Origin of the sequence: Streptomyces sp. HP-A2021, assembly GCF_022807935.1 — a bacterium.
In the GTDB taxonomy this organism is placed as follows: Bacteria; Actinomycetota; Actinomycetes; order Streptomycetales; family Streptomycetaceae; genus Streptomyces; species Streptomyces afghaniensis.
The window spans coordinates 4,040,694-4,055,872 of the sequence record NZ_CP094344.1 but is presented as its reverse complement, the minus strand read 5'-3'; the positions used below and the strand labels follow the sequence as shown (position 1 = coordinate 4,055,872).

The window sequence follows — 15,179 nt, the reverse complement described above, 5'->3', positions numbered from 1 at the left end:
GCCCGCGGCAGCACGCGCCCATCGACCGCAGCCAGCAGGCGAGAAGGGTGGGCACCCAGCAGGTGCCCACCCTTCCTCGTCACCGCGCAGACCGGGAGCCCACGCAGATCAGGAGCTCCGAGGACCCGACCGGACCTACCGGTAGTTCACGAACTGCATGGCGAAGTCGAAGTCCTTGCCCTTCAGCAGGGTGATGACGGCCTGAAGATCGTCACGGCTCTTGGAGCTGACCCGCAGCTCCTCACCCTGCACCTGCGCCTTCACGCCCTTGGGGCCCTCGTCGCGGATGGTCTTCGCCACCTTCTTCGCGTTCTCCTGGGAGATGCCCTCCTTGATCGACGCGAAGATCTTGTACTCCTTGCCGGAGAGCTGGGGCTCGCCCGCGTCCAGAGCCTTCAGCGAGATGCCACGCTTGATCAGCTTGGACTGGAAGACGTCGAGGATCGCCTTCACCCGGTCCTCGGAGTTCGCCTCCATGAGGATGTTCTCGCCGGACCACGAGATCGAAGCACCCACGCCCTTGAAGTCGTAGCGCTGCGAGATCTCCTTGGCGGCCTGGTTGAGTGCGTTGTCGACCTCCTGCCGCTCGACCTTCGAGACGATGTCGAAACTGGAGTCGGCCATGTCCTGTGGCTCCTTGTATCGGGGTGCGAATCGTGCGTACCGGCGTACGTGGGCGGCCGCCGGGCCGGTTCAGGTCCCGGGCCGCATCCGGACAAGCCTAGCCACCCCCCGCCCTACGGGCGCCGATCAATCGGGTGGCGAAGCACCCCTCTGCATCAGGTATTGTTTACGTCGTTGCCACGGAGCACCGCCGCAGAAGGCGGTTCGACGGGCAGCAACCCCGGCGGTGTGCCCGAGCGGCCAAAGGGAGCAGACTGTAAATCTGCCGGCTCAGCCTTCCCAGGTTCGAATCCTGGCGCCGCCACACGGGAACGAAGGGCCCCGATCTGCGAAGAACGCAGGTCAGGGGCCCTTCGTCATGCAGTCGCCAGTTCATCCGGCTGTCCCACCGTGTCTCGTGTCCGACCGTCTTCGTCCGTCCCGTCTCGGGCTGTGTGGACGGGGCGAGGACGGCCGTCCACACCGATCAGTCGGTGCCTGAAGGGCGGAGACGAGCAGGGCTCACATGCGGAACAGCAGGGCCCGGACTGGGGCCGGTCCGTTCGGTGACGAGCTGAGGTTCGACGCCGGAGCTGAGCCACGTGGACACCGCGGCGTGAGGAAGATCATAAGGGCGACCGCGTGGTCGGCGGGCCGCTTGCGGCAGGACCTAGTCGTCCCCGCCGCTGCGCTGTGAGCGGGAATTCCGGCTCGCGCTGCGGGCCAGTTCGCTGCCGAGCAGCGTCGCCTTGGCCACACCACGTGCCCAGCGCGGGGCGTCGCCCCGGGCCGTCCAGAAGACGCAGACGCAGCCGCCGATGACGAGCAGGACGACGACCGACAGTATGAGCACGAGCATGCTCGACCCCCGTTTCGTGTGATGGTCCGCGCCATCCTGTCAGGCGGGGCTCGAACGGGCGGCGGTCTACTCGTCGGCGTGGGCGAGTTCGATGTCGTGGTCGTCCACACCGGTGCCCGGGACCGTCACCGGCGCCGCCTGCGGCGGGTAGCCCGTCGCGATGACCGTGTACGCACCGGTGTCCAGGTCGGAGAAGGCGTACGCCCCGTCGACGCCGGTCCGCGTCGTGGCGACCACGTTCCCCGCCGCGTCCACCAGAGTCACCCGCGCGTCGCTCAGCGGAGCGCCCCCTCCGCGCACCGTGCCCCGCACCTGCGCGCCGGGCCGCAACTCCAGCTCGACCCGGGTGGTTCCGGCCCCGCCGACCTCGACGACCTGGGCCAGCGGGCGGTGCTTGGGGGAGTTGACCGCGAGGGTCACCGGGCCCGGCACCAGGCCGGTGACGGTGAACTCGCCCAGCACGTCCGTGCGTGCGGTGGCCAGTACGTCCCCGCGTACGTCCGTCACGATGACGACGGCCTCGGTGACCGGAGTCCCACCGTCCGCGGACCGCACCACACCGGCGAGGCCGCTGGTGCCGCTCAGCAGCACGTCGTACGCCACCGGCTCATCGGCCACGACGATCGTCGAGGCCTGCGGCTGGCAGCCGTCCGACGAGGCGATCAGCACGTACGAACCGGCGCCCGGCGCACCTACGTCGTACGATCCGTCGTCCCGCGAGACCGCCCGCCCGAGCTGCTTCCCGCCGAGCGAGATCAACGTCACCGCGGCCCCGGCGACCGGCGCCCGCTCGGCGCCCAGAACACGCCCCCGCACGGGGATCCCGGCCGCCGCGACCGGTTCCTCGCCCGCCTCCGTCACCCCAATCGCCTCGAAGACTTCAGCGGCCTCGACAGCCTCGACAGCCTCAGTGGCCTCGGCCGCCACCCCGTCCGCCGCCCCTCCGCCACCCGCTGCCGTGGAATCAACGACGCGACGGCGAAGGCGAGCAGCGCGGCCCCGGCCCCGATGGCCAGGACGACCTTGAATCCGTCCTGGGACGGCAGGGCGGTCTGTCCGAAGGCCGTCGTCATCTGCGCCAGGATCACCCCGGCCACCGCGCTGGCGGTCGACGTACCGATGGACCGCATGAGCGTGTTGAGGCTGTTCGCCGCGCCCGTCTCCGAGGCGGGCACGGCGCTCATGATGAGCGCGGGCATCGCACCGTACGTGAAGCCGATACCGGCGCCGATGACGCAGGTGACGAGCACGAAGTGCCAGAGCTCGGACATCAGCACGATGTTCAGCCCGTACCCGGCGGCCACGATCAGCGCGCCGGTCATCAGGGTGATCTTCGGCCCCTTGGCCTTGGACAGGGCGGCGGAGACCGGGGCCGTGGCCATCATGACCAGGCCGGACGGCGCCATCGTCAGACCGGCGACGAGCAGCGACCTGCCGAGCCCGTAGCCGGTCGCCTCAGGCAACTGCAGGAGCTGCGGAATGACGAGGGACATCGCGAACATCGCGAACCCGACGGCGATCGAGGCGAGATTGGTGACCAGCACCTGACGGCGGGCGGTGGTGCGCAGGTCGACCAGCGGTTCCCGGACGCGCAGTTCCCACCGGCCCCACACCAGCAGGACGACGACCGCCGCCGCGAACAGACCGACCGTGGTGCCGCTGCTCCAGCCCCAGTCGGCACCCTTGGAGATCGCCAGCAGCAGACACACCAGCCCCGCCGCCATGCCGACGCCGCCGACCAGGTCGAAGCGCCCGCCGGTGCGTACCGCCGACTCGGGCACGAGGGCCGGCACCAGCACGAGGGCGACGACACCGAGTCCGGCCGAGGCCCAGAACAGGGCGTGCCAGTCGAAGTTGTCCGCGATCAGCGCGGCGGCGGGCAGCCCGAGGGCGCCGCCGACACCGAGGGAGGCGCTCATGAGCGCGGTCGCCGAGCCGAGCCGCTCGGCGGGCAGTTCGTCCCGCATGATGCTGATGCCGAGCGGGATGACACCGGACGCGAGGCCCTGCAGCGCCCGTCCGACGACCATCGGGGCGAGCGAGTCGCTGAGCGCGGCGGTCACCGAGCCGGCCACCAGCATGACCAGGCTGATCAGAAGCATCCGTCGCTTGCCGTACATGTCGCCGAGCCGGCCCGTCATCGGGGTGGCGACGGCGGCGGCGAGCAGCGTGGCGGTGACGGCCCAGGCGGTGTCCGACGCAGGGGCGTTCAGCAGCCGGGGGAGCTCCGGGACGATCGGGATCACCAGGGTCTGCATCAGTGAGACCACGATCCCGCCGAAGGCCAGGACCGCCACGACGGCGTTCGCCCGCGGTGCGGCGGTCCTCCCGTCGCCGGCGGGTCGGGGAAGGGCTTGGGACATGGCCGGGCCTCCGTAGGGGCGTCAGGGACAGCGCGACCCGTCAAAGCTAAGCCGATTGATTGACTTAAGCAATCTGATGGAGGTGGAGGCACGGCAAGAGGTTGGCGTCGAAGCACGGCAAGAGGTGGAGACGCGGTAAGCAGACCGAGAAACCGCGGGGCCGGTCCACAGGCATACGCGAGCCGCTCGCGCGGCACACTGGCCCCATGTCCTCCCGTCGCAGAACCTGTCCCGAGTGCCGTCGCGAGATCGCCGTCGTCGCCGGGCGGTACGCGCGCCACGACCCGCCCGGCGCCCGGGAACACGGCGAACTCACCTCATGCCCGGGCTCCCGCCGCCAGGCGAGGCCCGGCCCGGAACAGCCTTCCCTGGACGGCTACGCGGTGCCCGATTTTCCGGGCCAACTGCCCTTGTTCTAAGGGCGGGTTGGGGCGTCGTCAGTTCCCCGCCACGGACTTCACCGCCACGGACACCGGAGCCGGCCCGCTGATCAGCTCCAGCGTGAGGCCGGCCGTCGCGGGCGTGTCCACCAGCTCCGCCAGCACGGCGGCCACGTCGTCACGCGGGATCGGCCCACGGCCCGTGTGCGCCTCCAGGCGTACGAGGCCGGTGCCGGCGTCGTCGGTGAGCTGACCGGGGCGCAGAATCGTCCAGTCCAGGGCGTCCAGCCCGCGCACGTACGCGTCCGCCTCGCCCTTGGCACGCAGGTACACGTCGAAGATCTCGTCGCCCTGGTGCCGCGGGTCGGCGCCCATGGACGACACGATCACGAAGCGCCGTACGCCCGCCTGAACCGCCGCGTCCGCGAAGAGGACCGCCGCGGCCTTGTCCACCGTGTCCTTGCGGGCCGCCCCGCTGCCCGGGCCCGCGCCCGCCGCGAACACCGCCGCGTCGGCACCCCGCAGCCGCTCCGCGACCTCGTCCACGGACGCCGACTCCAGGTCGAGCACGACCGGTTCGGCACCGGCCTCCCGCAGATCGTCGGCCTGTTCGGCCTTGCGGATGATCCCCGCGACCTCGTCCCCGCGCGCGGCGAGCAGCCGTTCCAGCCGCAGCGCGATCTGACCATGACCACCAGCGATGACAGTACGCATGCCTTCGACCGTACGCCCGGACAGCCCCGTCCGCCGCACGACTTGAGCCACCCCCCGACGCCACGCCCTGACTCCACACCCCGGCGCCACGCTCTGCCGCCACATCCCGACACCCCACCCACCAAGGGCCCTACGACAACTGCCCCCGCCCCTGCCGCGGCAGCCCCAGCTCCACAGAAGCCGCCGAACTGCAGTACTCCCGCACCGCGCTGGTCCGCGCCACCACGAGCCCCCGGTGCACCACCACCCGGCTGTACGCCAGCGAGAGCGCCCCCGCGAGCCCGCCCCCGCGCACCGCGAGCAACTCGGCCGGGAAACCCGCCTCCACCCGCACCTCCGGCAGCCCCAGCACCGCCCGCGCCGACCCGCTCACCGCGTCGTACGCCTCCTCGGGCGACAGGCCGTAGCGCGAGGCCAGGAGGAACGCCGCCTCCAGCGGGTCCCCGCGCCCCACCGGGTTCGACACGTCCCGCAGCGCTCCGCTCCCGGCGGCCACCCGCACCCCGGCCGCGCGCAGCAGCCGTACCGGAGCCGCGCCCCGCCGGTCCACGCCTCCGCAGCCGCCCTGCGGCAGCATCACCACCGTCACCCCGGCCGCCGCCAGTTGGTCGGCGGTCCGCGAGGCCACCTCGGAGGGCAGCCGGCCGAGATCGCCGCACGGGCTGAGGGTCACCCCGGAACGCAGCCCGCCCGCCATCGCGGCGAGCCGGGCCAGCCGGGCCGGATCCCCGGCGTCCGTGTGCAGGTCGACGGGGCAGCCGTGCTCGGAGGCCACCTCCAGGACCGCCTCCACGTACCCCGTCGGATCCGGGTCGAGATCCGGCCGGCCGCCCACCACCGAGGCGCCCATCTTCACCGCGTCCCGCAGCACCGCCAGCCCGTCCGCCCCGGCCACCCCGGTCAGCACCCGGGGCATCGCCACCGTCGTCAGCTCGGCCAGCCCCCGCAGCGCCCGCCGCGCCTGCAACACGGCCGCCAGCGCGCCCAGCCCCTGGACGTCCCCCACGCGCACGTGGGCCCGCACCGCCGTCGCCCCGTGCCCGAGCTGGAGCAGCGCGGCCTCGGTCGCCCGCCGCTGTACGTCCTGGGGCTCGTAGGAGACCGGGCCCCCTGCGTCGGCCGACAGTGCCGTGTCGGCATGGGCGTGCGGCTCGGCCGGGGCCGGCAGCAGCAGATAGCCGCCGAGGTCCACTCGCGCCCCGCACGCGCGCGTGCCGCCCGCCGCCAGGCTGCCGGCCGTGCCGACCGCCTCGATCCGGCCGCCGCCCAGCCGTACGTCCACGGTCCGGCCGTCGGTGAGCCGCGCCCCGCACAGCAGCAGCGACGAGTGGTCGGCCGGACCTGGGGAGGACGACGGGGGCGGCGGTGGCTGCGGCTGGCTGTCGGGCATCGCGCTCCTGGGGCTCGGCTGCGCACGCGAGGACGCATGATCACTCAGAGTGAGTCGAGCCTAGGACGGCCTCCCGCCCGTAGCGGGGAGGAGCGCAATAGTCGTACCGGCGTGGCCCGCCGCACGGAACGAGATCGGTACGACAGGCACGCACGAGGCTGCTGGGAGGACGGTCCGTGCGACCCGGGCGGGTACCCCGAAACGGATTTGGGCGAACGGCGGCGGAGCGTGTAATGTCTTCATCGCTCGCCCCAATAGCTCAGTCGGCAGAGCGTCTCCATGGTAAGGAGAAGGTCAACGGTTCGATTCCGTTTTGGGGCTCTGGTGTGACTGGTTCCCGCCGCGAGGCGGGGTCCGGACCACATCAAAGCGGTGTAGCTCAGTCGGTAGAGCAAGCGGCTCATAATCGCTGTGTCACCGGTTCAAGTCCGGTCACCGCTACTGACAGTAGCCGATTGTGGGGTCGGTCCTTCGATCGGCTACTCTTCTTGCGTTAAACAGTCCATCCGTTCGTCTTAGGAGCACTCACGTGGCTGCCACCGACGTCCGCCCGAAGATCACGCTGGCCTGCGTGGAGTGCAAGGAGCGGAACTACATCACCAAGAAGAACCGGCGTAACAACCCGGACCGTCTTGAGATGAAGAAGCACTGCCCGCGTTGCAACGCGCACACCGCGCACCGCGAAACGCGATAAATCAGGCTCGTACGCGAGGCCGTTCCCGAGTGATCGGGGGCGGCCTCGCGTCGTTGAATGACCCGTACCGTTCAGCAGCGCAACCAGGAGGTGCCGGGGCATGGCGCTCGACCAGTCCTTCGTGGGGCGGACGTACCCGCCCACCGAGCCCTACGAGGTGGGCCGGGAGAAGATCCGTGAGTTCGCCGAGGCGGTCGGGGACGCCAACCCGGCGTACACGGACGCGGAGGCCGCCAAGGCGCTCGGCCACCCCGATGTGATCGCGCCGCCGACCTTCGTCTTCTCGATCACCTTCAAGGCCGCCGGGCAGGTCGTCCAGGACCCCCAGCTCGGCCTGGACTACAGCCGAGTGGTGCACGGCGACCAGAAGTTCGCCTACCGCCGTCCGGTCCGCGCCGGCGACCGGCTCACGGTCACCTCCACCATCGAGGCGATCAAGTCCCTCGCGGGCAACGACATCCTGGACATCCGCGGCGAGGTCCACGACGAGGCCGGCGAGCACGTCGTGACCGCCTGGACCAAGCTCGTGGCCCGCGCGGCCGAGGAGGCGTGAGCGATCCCATGACGGCGAAGATCTCCTACTCCGACGTCGAGGTCGGCACCGAACTGCCCGCGCAGACCTTCCCGGTGACCCGCGCGACCCTCGTCCAGTACGCGGGCGCCTCCGGCGACTTCAACCCGATCCACTGGAACGAGAAGTTCGCCAAGGAGGTCGGCCTGCCGGACGTCATCGCGCACGGCATGTTCACCATGGCCGAGGCGATCCGCGTGGTCACCGACTGGGCCGGTGACCCGGGCGCGGTCGTCGAGTACGGCGTCCGCTTCACCAAGCCCGTCGTCGTCCCGAACGACGACCAGGGCGCCGTGATCGAGGTCGCCGGCAAGGTCGCGGCCAAGCTCGACGACAACACCGTCCGCGTGGACCTCACGGCGACGTGCGCGGGGCAGAAGGTGCTCGGCATGTCGCGTGCGGTCGTACGGCTGGCCTGAGACGGCAGACCGACGGGTGACGGGTAAGGGGCGCTCTCCATTGCGAGGCGCCCCTTACGCGTACGGGCCATCGTTACCGCTTGACGTAGTTAGTGATTGAGTACTAACTTACTCGCATGGTCAGGATGAGCGCGGAGGAGAGGCGCGAGAGCGTCATCCGTGCGGCGACGATCGAGTTCGCCCGCGGCGGCTACCACGGCACGTCGACCGAGGCGATCGCCCGGCGGGTCGGCGTCTCGCAGCCGTATCTCTTCCGGCTCTTCCCCGGCAAGAAGGCGATCTTCCTGGCGGCGGCCGAGCGGTGCGTGGAGGACACGATCCGCACATTCGCGGACGCCTCGGAGGGGCTTCAAGGGGAAGAGGCCCTGCACGCCATGGGGAACGCGTACACCAAGGTCATCGCGGAGCGGCCCGAGCGGCTCATGATGCAGATGCAGATGTACGTCGCAGTGAAGGCCGCCGAGGAAGAGGGCGACCACGAGTTCGGCGAGTCGGTGCGCGCCGGCTGGATGCGGCTGTGGGACACGGTTCACCTGCCGCTGGGCGCCGACGTCAACGAGACGACGACCTTCATGGCCTACGGGATGCTCGTCAACTGCCTGGCGGCCATGGGCTTCCCTCCCGAGCACCGCGTCTGGGAGGGGCTGTACCCGTCGGCGCGGCTCAAGGGCCGGCTGGAGATCTGACAGGGAAGGCGAGAGCGCTGCGCTTTTTCATGATCTCAAAAGTTAGTGATCAATAACTAACCGATCAAGCGAATCACCTCTCTGGGGGAGAGATGTCACAGCAGACCGCACGCCGCGGGGGAGCCGCCTGGGCCCTCGTCATCACCAGCGTCGCCGGATTCATGGCGGCTCTCGACAATCTCGTCGTCACCACCGCCCTGCCCTCCATCCGCGAGGACCTCGGCGGGGGCCTGCACGATCTGGAATGGACCGTGAGCGCCTACACGCTCACCTTCGCCGTCCTGCTGATGTTCGGTGCGGCCCTCGGCGACCGGTTCGGCCGCCGCCGGCTCTTCATCGCCGGGCTCGCCGTCTTCACCGGCGCCTCCGCCGCGGCGGCCCTGGCGCCCGGCATCGACTCCCTCATCGCCGCCCGCGCGATCCAGGGCGCGGGCGCGGCGGTGATGATGCCGCTGACGCTCACCCTGCTCACCGCGGCCGTGCCCGCGGCCAAGCGGGGTATGGCCTACGGCATCTGGGGAGCCGTCAACGGACTCGCCGTCGCCTCGGGGCCGCTGGTCGGCGGCACCCTCACCGAACACATCTCCTGGCAGTGGATCTTCTGGCTGAACGTTCCGCTCGGTCTGGCGCTGCTGCCCCTCGCCCGACTCCGCCTCGCCGAGTCCCACGGCACCGGAGCCCCGCTCGACATCCCCGGCACCCTGCTCGCCAGCGGCGGCCTCTTCGGCATCGTCTACGGCCTGGTCCGCGGCCCCGTCGACGGCTGGACCGGCTCGATGGTCCTCACGGGCCTGTTCGCGGGCTCCGCGCTGCTCGCCGGTTTCGTCCTCTACAGCACGCGCGCCGCCAACCCCATGCTCCCGATGCGGCTCTTCCGCTCCCGGGCCTTCGCCGGCATCAACGCGGCGAGCCTGCTGATGTTCCTCGGCATGTTCGGCTCGATCTTCCTGCTCAGCCAGTACATGCAGGGCGTCCTCGGCTACTCGCCCACCGAGGCGGGCCTCAGGATGCTGCCCTGGACCGGCATGCCGATGCTGGTCGCCCCGATCGCCGGCATCCTCGCCGACCGCATCGGCGGCCGCCCGGTCGTCGCCGCGGGCCTGTTCCTCCAGGCCCTGGGTCTCGGCTACATGTCGGTCGTGGCCACGGCCGACGCCTCCTACGCCGCCCAGCTGCCCGCCCTGATCGTCAGCGGCATCGGCATGGCCCTGTTCTTCGCCCCCGCCTCGCACCTGGTGATGTCCAGCGTCCGGCCCTCGGAGCAGGGCATCGCCTCCGGCGCCAACAACGCCCTGCGCGAGGTGGGCGGAGCGCTCGGCATCGCCGTCATGGCGTCGATCTTCGCGGCGCAGGGCGGCTACGAGACCGGCCAGACCTTCGTCGACGGCATGCGCCCCGCGCTGGTCACGGGCTCCGCGGTGGTCGCCCTCGCGGGCGTCGCGGCCCTGCTGATCCCGACCCGGCGACGCGCCGAGCGGCAGGCCGCCCCGGCCGAACCGGCCCCCGTGCTGGAAACCGCCTCCCACTGACCCCGACGACCCGAAGGAGAAACGGTCATGCCGACTCTTCCCTGGACCGTCCCCAACACTCCGCCCCGCGACACCGAGGTGCACGTCTTCGCCTCCCGCTTCGAGACACGCACCCTGTGGGGAGCGCTGAAGTTCCTCGCCGGGACACCCGCCGTCTGGCGCCAGGTGCGCCGCAGCCCCGGCGTCTACGGGGCCACGCTGAAGGCGAAGCCCCTCAAACGGACCTTCTGGACACTGTCCGCCTGGGAGTCGAAGGCCGCACTCCAGGACTTCGTCCGCGCGGGCGCCCACGGACCCGCTGCCCGGGGCCTCGCCCCGCAGATGAGGGACGCGAGCTTCACCACATGGCAGGCGAACAGCGACGACCTGCCGCTCTCCTGGGCGGAGGCGTTCCGCCGCCTGCCCTGAAACCGACACCACGCGCGTGCGGCCCTCGTCTCCCGGACGAGGGCCGCACGTACGCGTGCCGGAGGCTGTCGGTGCCGTCTCGTACTCTTGAGCCCGTGCAGGAACTCCACGACGCCCCCCTCGCCCCGCTGACCACCTTCCGGCTGGGCGGCCCCGCGACCCGGCTGGTCACCGCGACGACGGACGACGAGGTGATCGCCGTCGTACGCGAAGCCGACGAGACGGGCACCCCGCTGCTGCTCATCGGTGGCGGCTCGAACCTGGTCATCGGCGACAAGGGCTTCGAGGGCACCGCCCTCGTCATCGCCACCAAGGGCTACTCCCTCGACGGCACGAGGCTGGAGCTGGCCGCCGGTGAGGTGTGGACCGACGCCGTCGCCCGCACGGTGGAGGCGGGCCTGGCCGGCATCGAGTGCCTGGCCGGCATCCCCGGCTCGGCGGGCGCGACCCCCATCCAGAACGTCGGGGCGTACGGCCAGGAGGTCTCCTCGACGATCATGGAGGTCGTCGCCTACGACCGCCGCACCGGCGAGACGGTCACCCTGGCCAACGAGGACTGCGCCTTCTCCTACCGCCACAGCCGCTTCAAGGCCGACCCGGAGCGATACGTGGTCCTGCGCGTCCGTTTCTCCCTGGAGGACGCGGACGGCCTCTCCGCCCCCCTCAGGTACGCCGAGACGGCCCGCGCCCTCGGAGTCGAGGCCGGTGACCGCGTCCCGCTCGCCTCGGCCCGCGACACGGTCCTCAAGCTGCGCGCCGGCAAGGGCATGGTCCTGGACCCCGAGGACCACGACACCTGGTCGGCCGGGTCCTTCTTCACCAATCCGATCCTCACGGATGCCGACTTCGCGACGTTCCGCGCGCGCGTGCGTGAGCGGCTCGGCGAGGGTGTGGAGCCGCCCGCGTATCCCGCGGGGGAGGGCCGCACCAAGACCTCCGCGGCCTGGCTGATCGACAAGGCGGGCTTCACGAAGGGGTACGGCGACGGGCCGGCCCGCATCTCCACGAAGCACACCCTGGCCCTGACCAACCGGGGCACGGCGACCACGGAGGACCTGCTCGCCCTGGCCCGGGAAGTCGTGGCCGGGGTCCGCGAGGCCTTCGGGATCACGCTGGTGAACGAGCCGGTGACGGTGGGAGTGAGCCTGTAGGCACCCGGCGTCGGTGCCGAGGACGGGTGGGTGCGCAGCTCGGCGCGACGAGGTGCCGCTGCGCCCACCCGTGCCGCCCTTAGCGGCACGATTGCCCGCAGCTGAGCGGGACCGGCGGCCCGCAGCGGTTGGCGCGTCAACGGACGGTTAGTCGGTATCCGACCCCATCGCGCCGTTCCGAGGACGGACACCCCCCGGCGCGGCCCCGACCCACCGCACCCCGATAGGCGCTACGACAGCAGCCAGTCGTCCACCCCGGCCAGCAGCTTCGCCTTCACATCCTCCGGCGCCGCCGACCCTCGTACCGACTGCCGTGCCACCTCCGCCAGTTCCTCGTCCGTGAACCCGTGATGCCGCCGCGCGATCTCGTACTGCGCCGCCAGCCGGGAGCCGAACAGCAGAGGATCGTCCGCGCCCAGCGCCATCGGGACACCCGCCTCGAACAGCGTCCGCAGCGGCACGTCCTCCGGCTTCTCGTACACCCCCAGCGCCACGTTCGACGCCGGGCACACCTCACACGTCACACCGCGCTCGGCCAGCTGCCGCAGCAGCCACGGATTCTCCGCCGCCCGCACCCCGTGCCCCACCCGGTTCGCCCCCAGGTCGTCCAGACAGTCCCGCACCGACGACGCTCCCGCAAGCTCACCCCCGTGCGGTGCCGACAGCAGCCCGGCCTCCCGGGCGATCGCGAACGCCCGGTCGAAGTCCCGCGCCATGCCCCGCCGCTCGTCGTTCGACAGCCCGAACCCGACGACCCCCCGGTCCGCGTACCGCACCGCCAGCCGCGCCAGGGTGCGCGCGTCCAACGGGTGCTTCATCCGGTTCGCCGCGACCAGCACCCGCATCCCGAGCCCGGTCTCCCGCGACGTCGTCTCCACCGCGTCCAGGATGATCTCCAGCGCCGGGATCAGCCCGCCCAGCCGCGGCGCGTACGACGTCGGATCGACCTGGATCTCCAGCCACCCCGACCCGTCCCGCAGGTCCTCCTCCGCGGCCTCCCGCACCAGCCGCTGGATGTCCTCCGGCTCCCGCAGACACGAGCGCGCCGCGTCGTACAGCCGCTGAAAGCGGAACCAGCCCCGCTCGTCCGTCGCCCGCAGTCTCGGCGGCTCCCCGCCGGCCAGCGCATCGGTCAGCGCGTCAGGAAGACGCACCCCGTGCTTGTCGGCCAGTTCCAGCACGGTCGAGGGCCGCATCGACCCGGTGAAGTGCAGGTGCAGATGGGCTTTCGGCAGCTCAGAGACATCACGTACACGCTCCATTCCAGGATCCTGCCGTACGCCCCAGCCGTCCCGGAAGCTGTTTCCCCTTTAGTGGTCTTGCTCGCACAAACAAATGGGGCACATACCGAATTCGGTATGTGCCCCAGGCCGACGGAGCGGACGTCAGTCCCGCGCCTCCGCCAGCAGCTTCTGCATCCGGCTCACGCCCTCGACGAGATCCTCGTCACCCAGCGCGTACGACAGCCGCAGATACCCGGGCGTACCGAACGCCTCACCCGGCACCACCGCGACCTCGGCCTCCTCCAGGATCAGCGCGGCCAGCTCGACCGTGTCCTTGGGCCGCCGGCCCCGGATCTCCTTGCCGACCAGCGCCTTGACCGACGGGTAGGCGTAGAACGCGCCCTCCGGCTCCGGGCACACCACGCCGTCGATCTCGTTCAGCATCCGCACGATGGTCTTGCGGCGCCGGTCGAAGGCCTCCCGCATCTTCTCGACGGCGACCAGGTCGCCGGAGACGGCGGCCAGCGCGGCGGCCTGGGCGACGTTGGACACGTTCGACGTGGCGTGCGACTGGAGGTTCGTCGCGGCCTTGACCACGTCCTTCGGGCCGATGATCCAGCCGACCCGCCAGCCGGTCATCGCGTACGTCTTCGCGACACCGTTCACCACGATGCACTTGTCGCGCAGCTCGGGCAGCACCGCCGGCAGCGACACGGCGGAGGCGTCGCCGTAGACCAGGTGCTCGTAGATCTCGTCGGTCATCACCCACAGACCGTGCTCGACGGCCCAGCGGCCGATCGCCTCGGTCTCCTGCTCGCCGTAGACCGCGCCGGTCGGGTTCGACGGCGAGACGAACAGGACGACCTTCGTCTTCTCCGTACGGGCCGCCTCCAGCTGCTCGACGGTCACCCGGTAGCCGGTGGTCTCGTCGGCGACGACCTCCACCGGGACACCCCCGGCCAGCCGGATCGACTCCGGGTACGTCGTCCAGTACGGCGCGGGCACGATGACCTCGTCGCCCGGGTCGAGGATCGCGGCGAAGGCCTCGTAGATGGCCTGCTTGCCGCCGTTGGTGACGAGGATCTGCGACGCGTCGACCTCGAGGCCGGAGTCGCGCAGCGTCTTCGCGGCGATCGCTGCCTTCAGCTCGGGCAGACCGCCGGCGGGCGTGTAGCGGTGGAACTTCGGGTTCTTGCAGGCCTCGATCGCGGCCTCGACGATGTAGTCCGGAGTCGGGAAGTCGGGTTCACCGGCGCCGAAGCCGATCACCGGCCGCCCGGCGGCCTTGAGGGCCTTGGCCTTGGCGTCCACGGCGAGGGTGGCGGACTCGGAGATCGCGCCGACTCGGGCGGAGACCCGGCGCTCGGTGGGAGGGGTTGCAGCGCTCATGCGCCCCATCGTTTCAGACTGGAAACGTGCGCGGCACGGGGGTTTCACAGACTGAACAACGCCGGGCAAACCCCTGAACAACAGTCCGGATCGACCGCACGGCCTGGGCGATCTTCAGCCGGAGTCCAGCCGTCCGCACCCTGTTCCGCAGGCGATCTTCCGCCAACGAGGCCCCGCCGGAGCCCTTTCTGTTCGACGACCGGCCGCAGACCACGTACACTCTCACCTCGTTGGCCTCCCGCAGGCCGCGCCCGTTCGGTGCACACCAAGCATCCGGACGGATGCGGTACGTTGGGGGACACACAAAGGGTCGTAGCTCAATTGGTAGAGCACTGGTCTCCAAAACCAGCGGTTGGGGGTTCAAGTCCCTCCGGCCCTGCTACACACACCTTCGCCAGGATGTGTGCGCATGTACGTACAGCAATGCACCGCCGTGCGGCTCAGACCGGGCGCGGCACGGCCACGACCCGGAATCAGGTGAGGACGAGTGACGGACGCCGTGGGCTCCATCGACATGCCTGATGCCCAGGACGAGGCGCCGGAGTCCAAGAAGGCCCGCAAGGGCGGCAAGCGCGGCAAGAAGGGCCCGCTCAAGCGGCTTGCCCTCTTCTACCGCCAGATCGTCGCGGAGCTGCGGAAGGTCGTCTGGCCGACCCGCAACCAGCTGACGACATACACGACCGTGGTGATCATCTTCGTGGTCGTCATGATCGGCCTCGTCACCGTGATTGACTATGGACTCAGCAACGCCGCCAAGTACGTGTTCGGCTGAGCCGCCCGCGAAGAGCGCCGAGGTACCC

General features: G+C 70.9%; 17 protein-coding genes and 4 tRNA genes. 13 read left to right on the top strand and 8 right to left on the bottom strand.

The window, feature by feature from the left end:
* Nucleotides 1-135 precede the first annotated feature (135 nt).
* Complete coding sequence (locus MQE23_RS18310) at nt 136-624, bottom strand: YajQ family cyclic di-GMP-binding protein (RefSeq protein ID WP_020275031.1); 489 nt, start codon at nt 622-624, stop codon at nt 136-138.
* Between the two features lie 222 nt (nt 625-846).
* On the opposite strand from MQE23_RS18310, the gene MQE23_RS18305 reads away from it, so the two are divergent.
* Nucleotides 847-928 (top strand) — tRNA-Tyr (locus MQE23_RS18305).
* 345 nt (nt 929-1,273) lie between these two features.
* Here MQE23_RS18305 and MQE23_RS18300 read toward each other — a convergent pair.
* From MQE23_RS18300 to MQE23_RS18290, 3 genes are all read right to left on the bottom strand, one after another.
* Nucleotides 1,274-1,462, bottom strand: a complete 189-nt coding sequence (locus MQE23_RS18300) for a hypothetical protein (protein WP_243379620.1) — start codon at nt 1,460-1,462, stop codon at nt 1,274-1,276.
* Between the two features lie 66 nt (nt 1,463-1,528).
* A complete protein-coding gene (locus tag MQE23_RS18295; protein ID WP_243379619.1) occupies nt 1,529-2,323 on the bottom strand; it encodes a carboxypeptidase-like regulatory domain-containing protein in 795 nt (264 codons plus the stop codon).
* Complete coding sequence (locus MQE23_RS18290) at nt 2,320-3,825, bottom strand: MFS transporter (RefSeq protein ID WP_243379618.1); 1,506 nt, start codon at nt 3,823-3,825, stop codon at nt 2,320-2,322. Before MQE23_RS18290 ends, MQE23_RS18295 begins: the two co-directional genes overlap by 4 nt.
* A 206-nt stretch (nt 3,826-4,031) precedes the next feature.
* Between MQE23_RS18290 and MQE23_RS18285 the strand changes: the two genes are divergently transcribed.
* Nucleotides 4,032-4,244 (top strand): hypothetical protein, encoded by a 213-nt coding sequence (locus tag MQE23_RS18285; protein WP_020275027.1) that lies wholly within the window; start codon nt 4,032-4,034, stop codon nt 4,242-4,244.
* Nucleotides 4,245-4,262: 18 nt separating this feature from the next.
* Here MQE23_RS18285 and MQE23_RS18280 read toward each other — a convergent pair whose 3' ends face one another.
* Both MQE23_RS18280 and MQE23_RS18275 read right to left on the bottom strand, forming a co-directional pair.
* The gene (locus MQE23_RS18280) at nt 4,263-4,919 is read right to left on the bottom strand and encodes an NAD(P)H-binding protein (protein ID WP_037671423.1); all 657 of its coding nucleotides are present in this window, start codon (nt 4,917-4,919) and stop codon (nt 4,263-4,265) included.
* 130 nt (nt 4,920-5,049) lie between these two features.
* Complete coding sequence (locus MQE23_RS18275) at nt 5,050-6,309, bottom strand: amidohydrolase family protein (protein WP_243379617.1); 1,260 nt, start codon at nt 6,307-6,309, stop codon at nt 5,050-5,052.
* Between the two features lie 248 nt (nt 6,310-6,557).
* On the opposite strand from MQE23_RS18275, the gene MQE23_RS18270 reads away from it, so the two are divergent.
* The 9 genes from MQE23_RS18270 (at nt 6,558) to MQE23_RS18230 (ending at nt 11,767) form a co-directional block, all read left to right on the top strand.
* Nucleotides 6,558-6,630, top strand: a tRNA-Thr gene (locus MQE23_RS18270).
* A 47-nt stretch (nt 6,631-6,677) separates the two neighbouring features.
* A tRNA-Met gene (locus tag MQE23_RS18265) sits at nt 6,678-6,750 on the top strand.
* Between the two features lie 88 nt (nt 6,751-6,838).
* The gene (gene rpmG, locus MQE23_RS18260; protein ID WP_003948671.1) at nt 6,839-7,003 is read left to right on the top strand and encodes a 50S ribosomal protein L33; all 165 of its coding nucleotides are present in this window, start codon (nt 6,839-6,841) and stop codon (nt 7,001-7,003) included.
* Between the two features lie 100 nt (nt 7,004-7,103).
* Nucleotides 7,104-7,556: a MaoC family dehydratase N-terminal domain-containing protein gene (locus MQE23_RS18255; protein WP_010036815.1), complete on the top strand. Its 453-nt coding sequence runs from the start codon at nt 7,104-7,106 to the stop codon at nt 7,554-7,556.
* Nucleotides 7,557-7,564: 8 nt separating this feature from the next.
* Nucleotides 7,565-7,993, top strand: coding sequence for a MaoC family dehydratase (locus MQE23_RS18250; RefSeq protein ID WP_020275024.1), 429 nt, complete (start codon nt 7,565-7,567; stop codon nt 7,991-7,993).
* A gap of 116 nt (nt 7,994-8,109) precedes the next feature.
* Nucleotides 8,110-8,679, top strand: coding sequence for a TetR/AcrR family transcriptional regulator (locus MQE23_RS18245; protein ID WP_020275023.1), 570 nt, complete (start codon nt 8,110-8,112; stop codon nt 8,677-8,679).
* 92 nt (nt 8,680-8,771) lie between these two features.
* Nucleotides 8,772-10,208 (top strand): MFS transporter, encoded by a 1,437-nt coding sequence (locus MQE23_RS18240; RefSeq protein ID WP_020275022.1) that lies wholly within the window; start codon nt 8,772-8,774, stop codon nt 10,206-10,208.
* Nucleotides 10,209-10,235: 27 nt separating this feature from the next.
* Nucleotides 10,236-10,616 (top strand): hypothetical protein, encoded by a 381-nt coding sequence (locus tag MQE23_RS18235; RefSeq protein WP_020275021.1) that lies wholly within the window; start codon nt 10,236-10,238, stop codon nt 10,614-10,616.
* 95 nt (nt 10,617-10,711) lie between these two features.
* Nucleotides 10,712-11,767, top strand: coding sequence for a UDP-N-acetylmuramate dehydrogenase (locus tag MQE23_RS18230; protein ID WP_020275020.1), 1,056 nt, complete (start codon nt 10,712-10,714; stop codon nt 11,765-11,767).
* A gap of 230 nt (nt 11,768-11,997) precedes the next feature.
* Here the strand turns inward: MQE23_RS18230 and MQE23_RS18225 are convergent, their stop codons facing one another.
* On the bottom strand, nt 11,998-13,029 hold the full coding sequence (locus tag MQE23_RS18225; protein WP_020275019.1) for an adenosine deaminase: 1,032 nt from the start codon (nt 13,027-13,029) through the stop codon (nt 11,998-12,000).
* A 123-nt stretch (nt 13,030-13,152) separates the two neighbouring features.
* Nucleotides 13,153-14,379 carry a pyridoxal phosphate-dependent aminotransferase gene (locus MQE23_RS18220; protein WP_243379616.1) on the bottom strand — a complete coding sequence of 409 codons (1,227 nt, stop codon included), beginning with the start codon at nt 14,377-14,379 and terminating at the stop codon, nt 13,153-13,155.
* Between the two features lie 306 nt (nt 14,380-14,685).
* Between MQE23_RS18220 and MQE23_RS18215 the strand changes: the two genes are divergently transcribed.
* A tRNA-Trp gene (locus MQE23_RS18215) sits at nt 14,686-14,758 on the top strand.
* 108 nt (nt 14,759-14,866) lie between these two features.
* Nucleotides 14,867-15,151 (top strand): preprotein translocase subunit SecE, encoded by a 285-nt coding sequence (gene secE, locus MQE23_RS18210; protein ID WP_020274892.1) that lies wholly within the window; start codon nt 14,867-14,869, stop codon nt 15,149-15,151.
* The last annotated feature ends 28 nt before the right edge of the window (nt 15,152-15,179 follow it).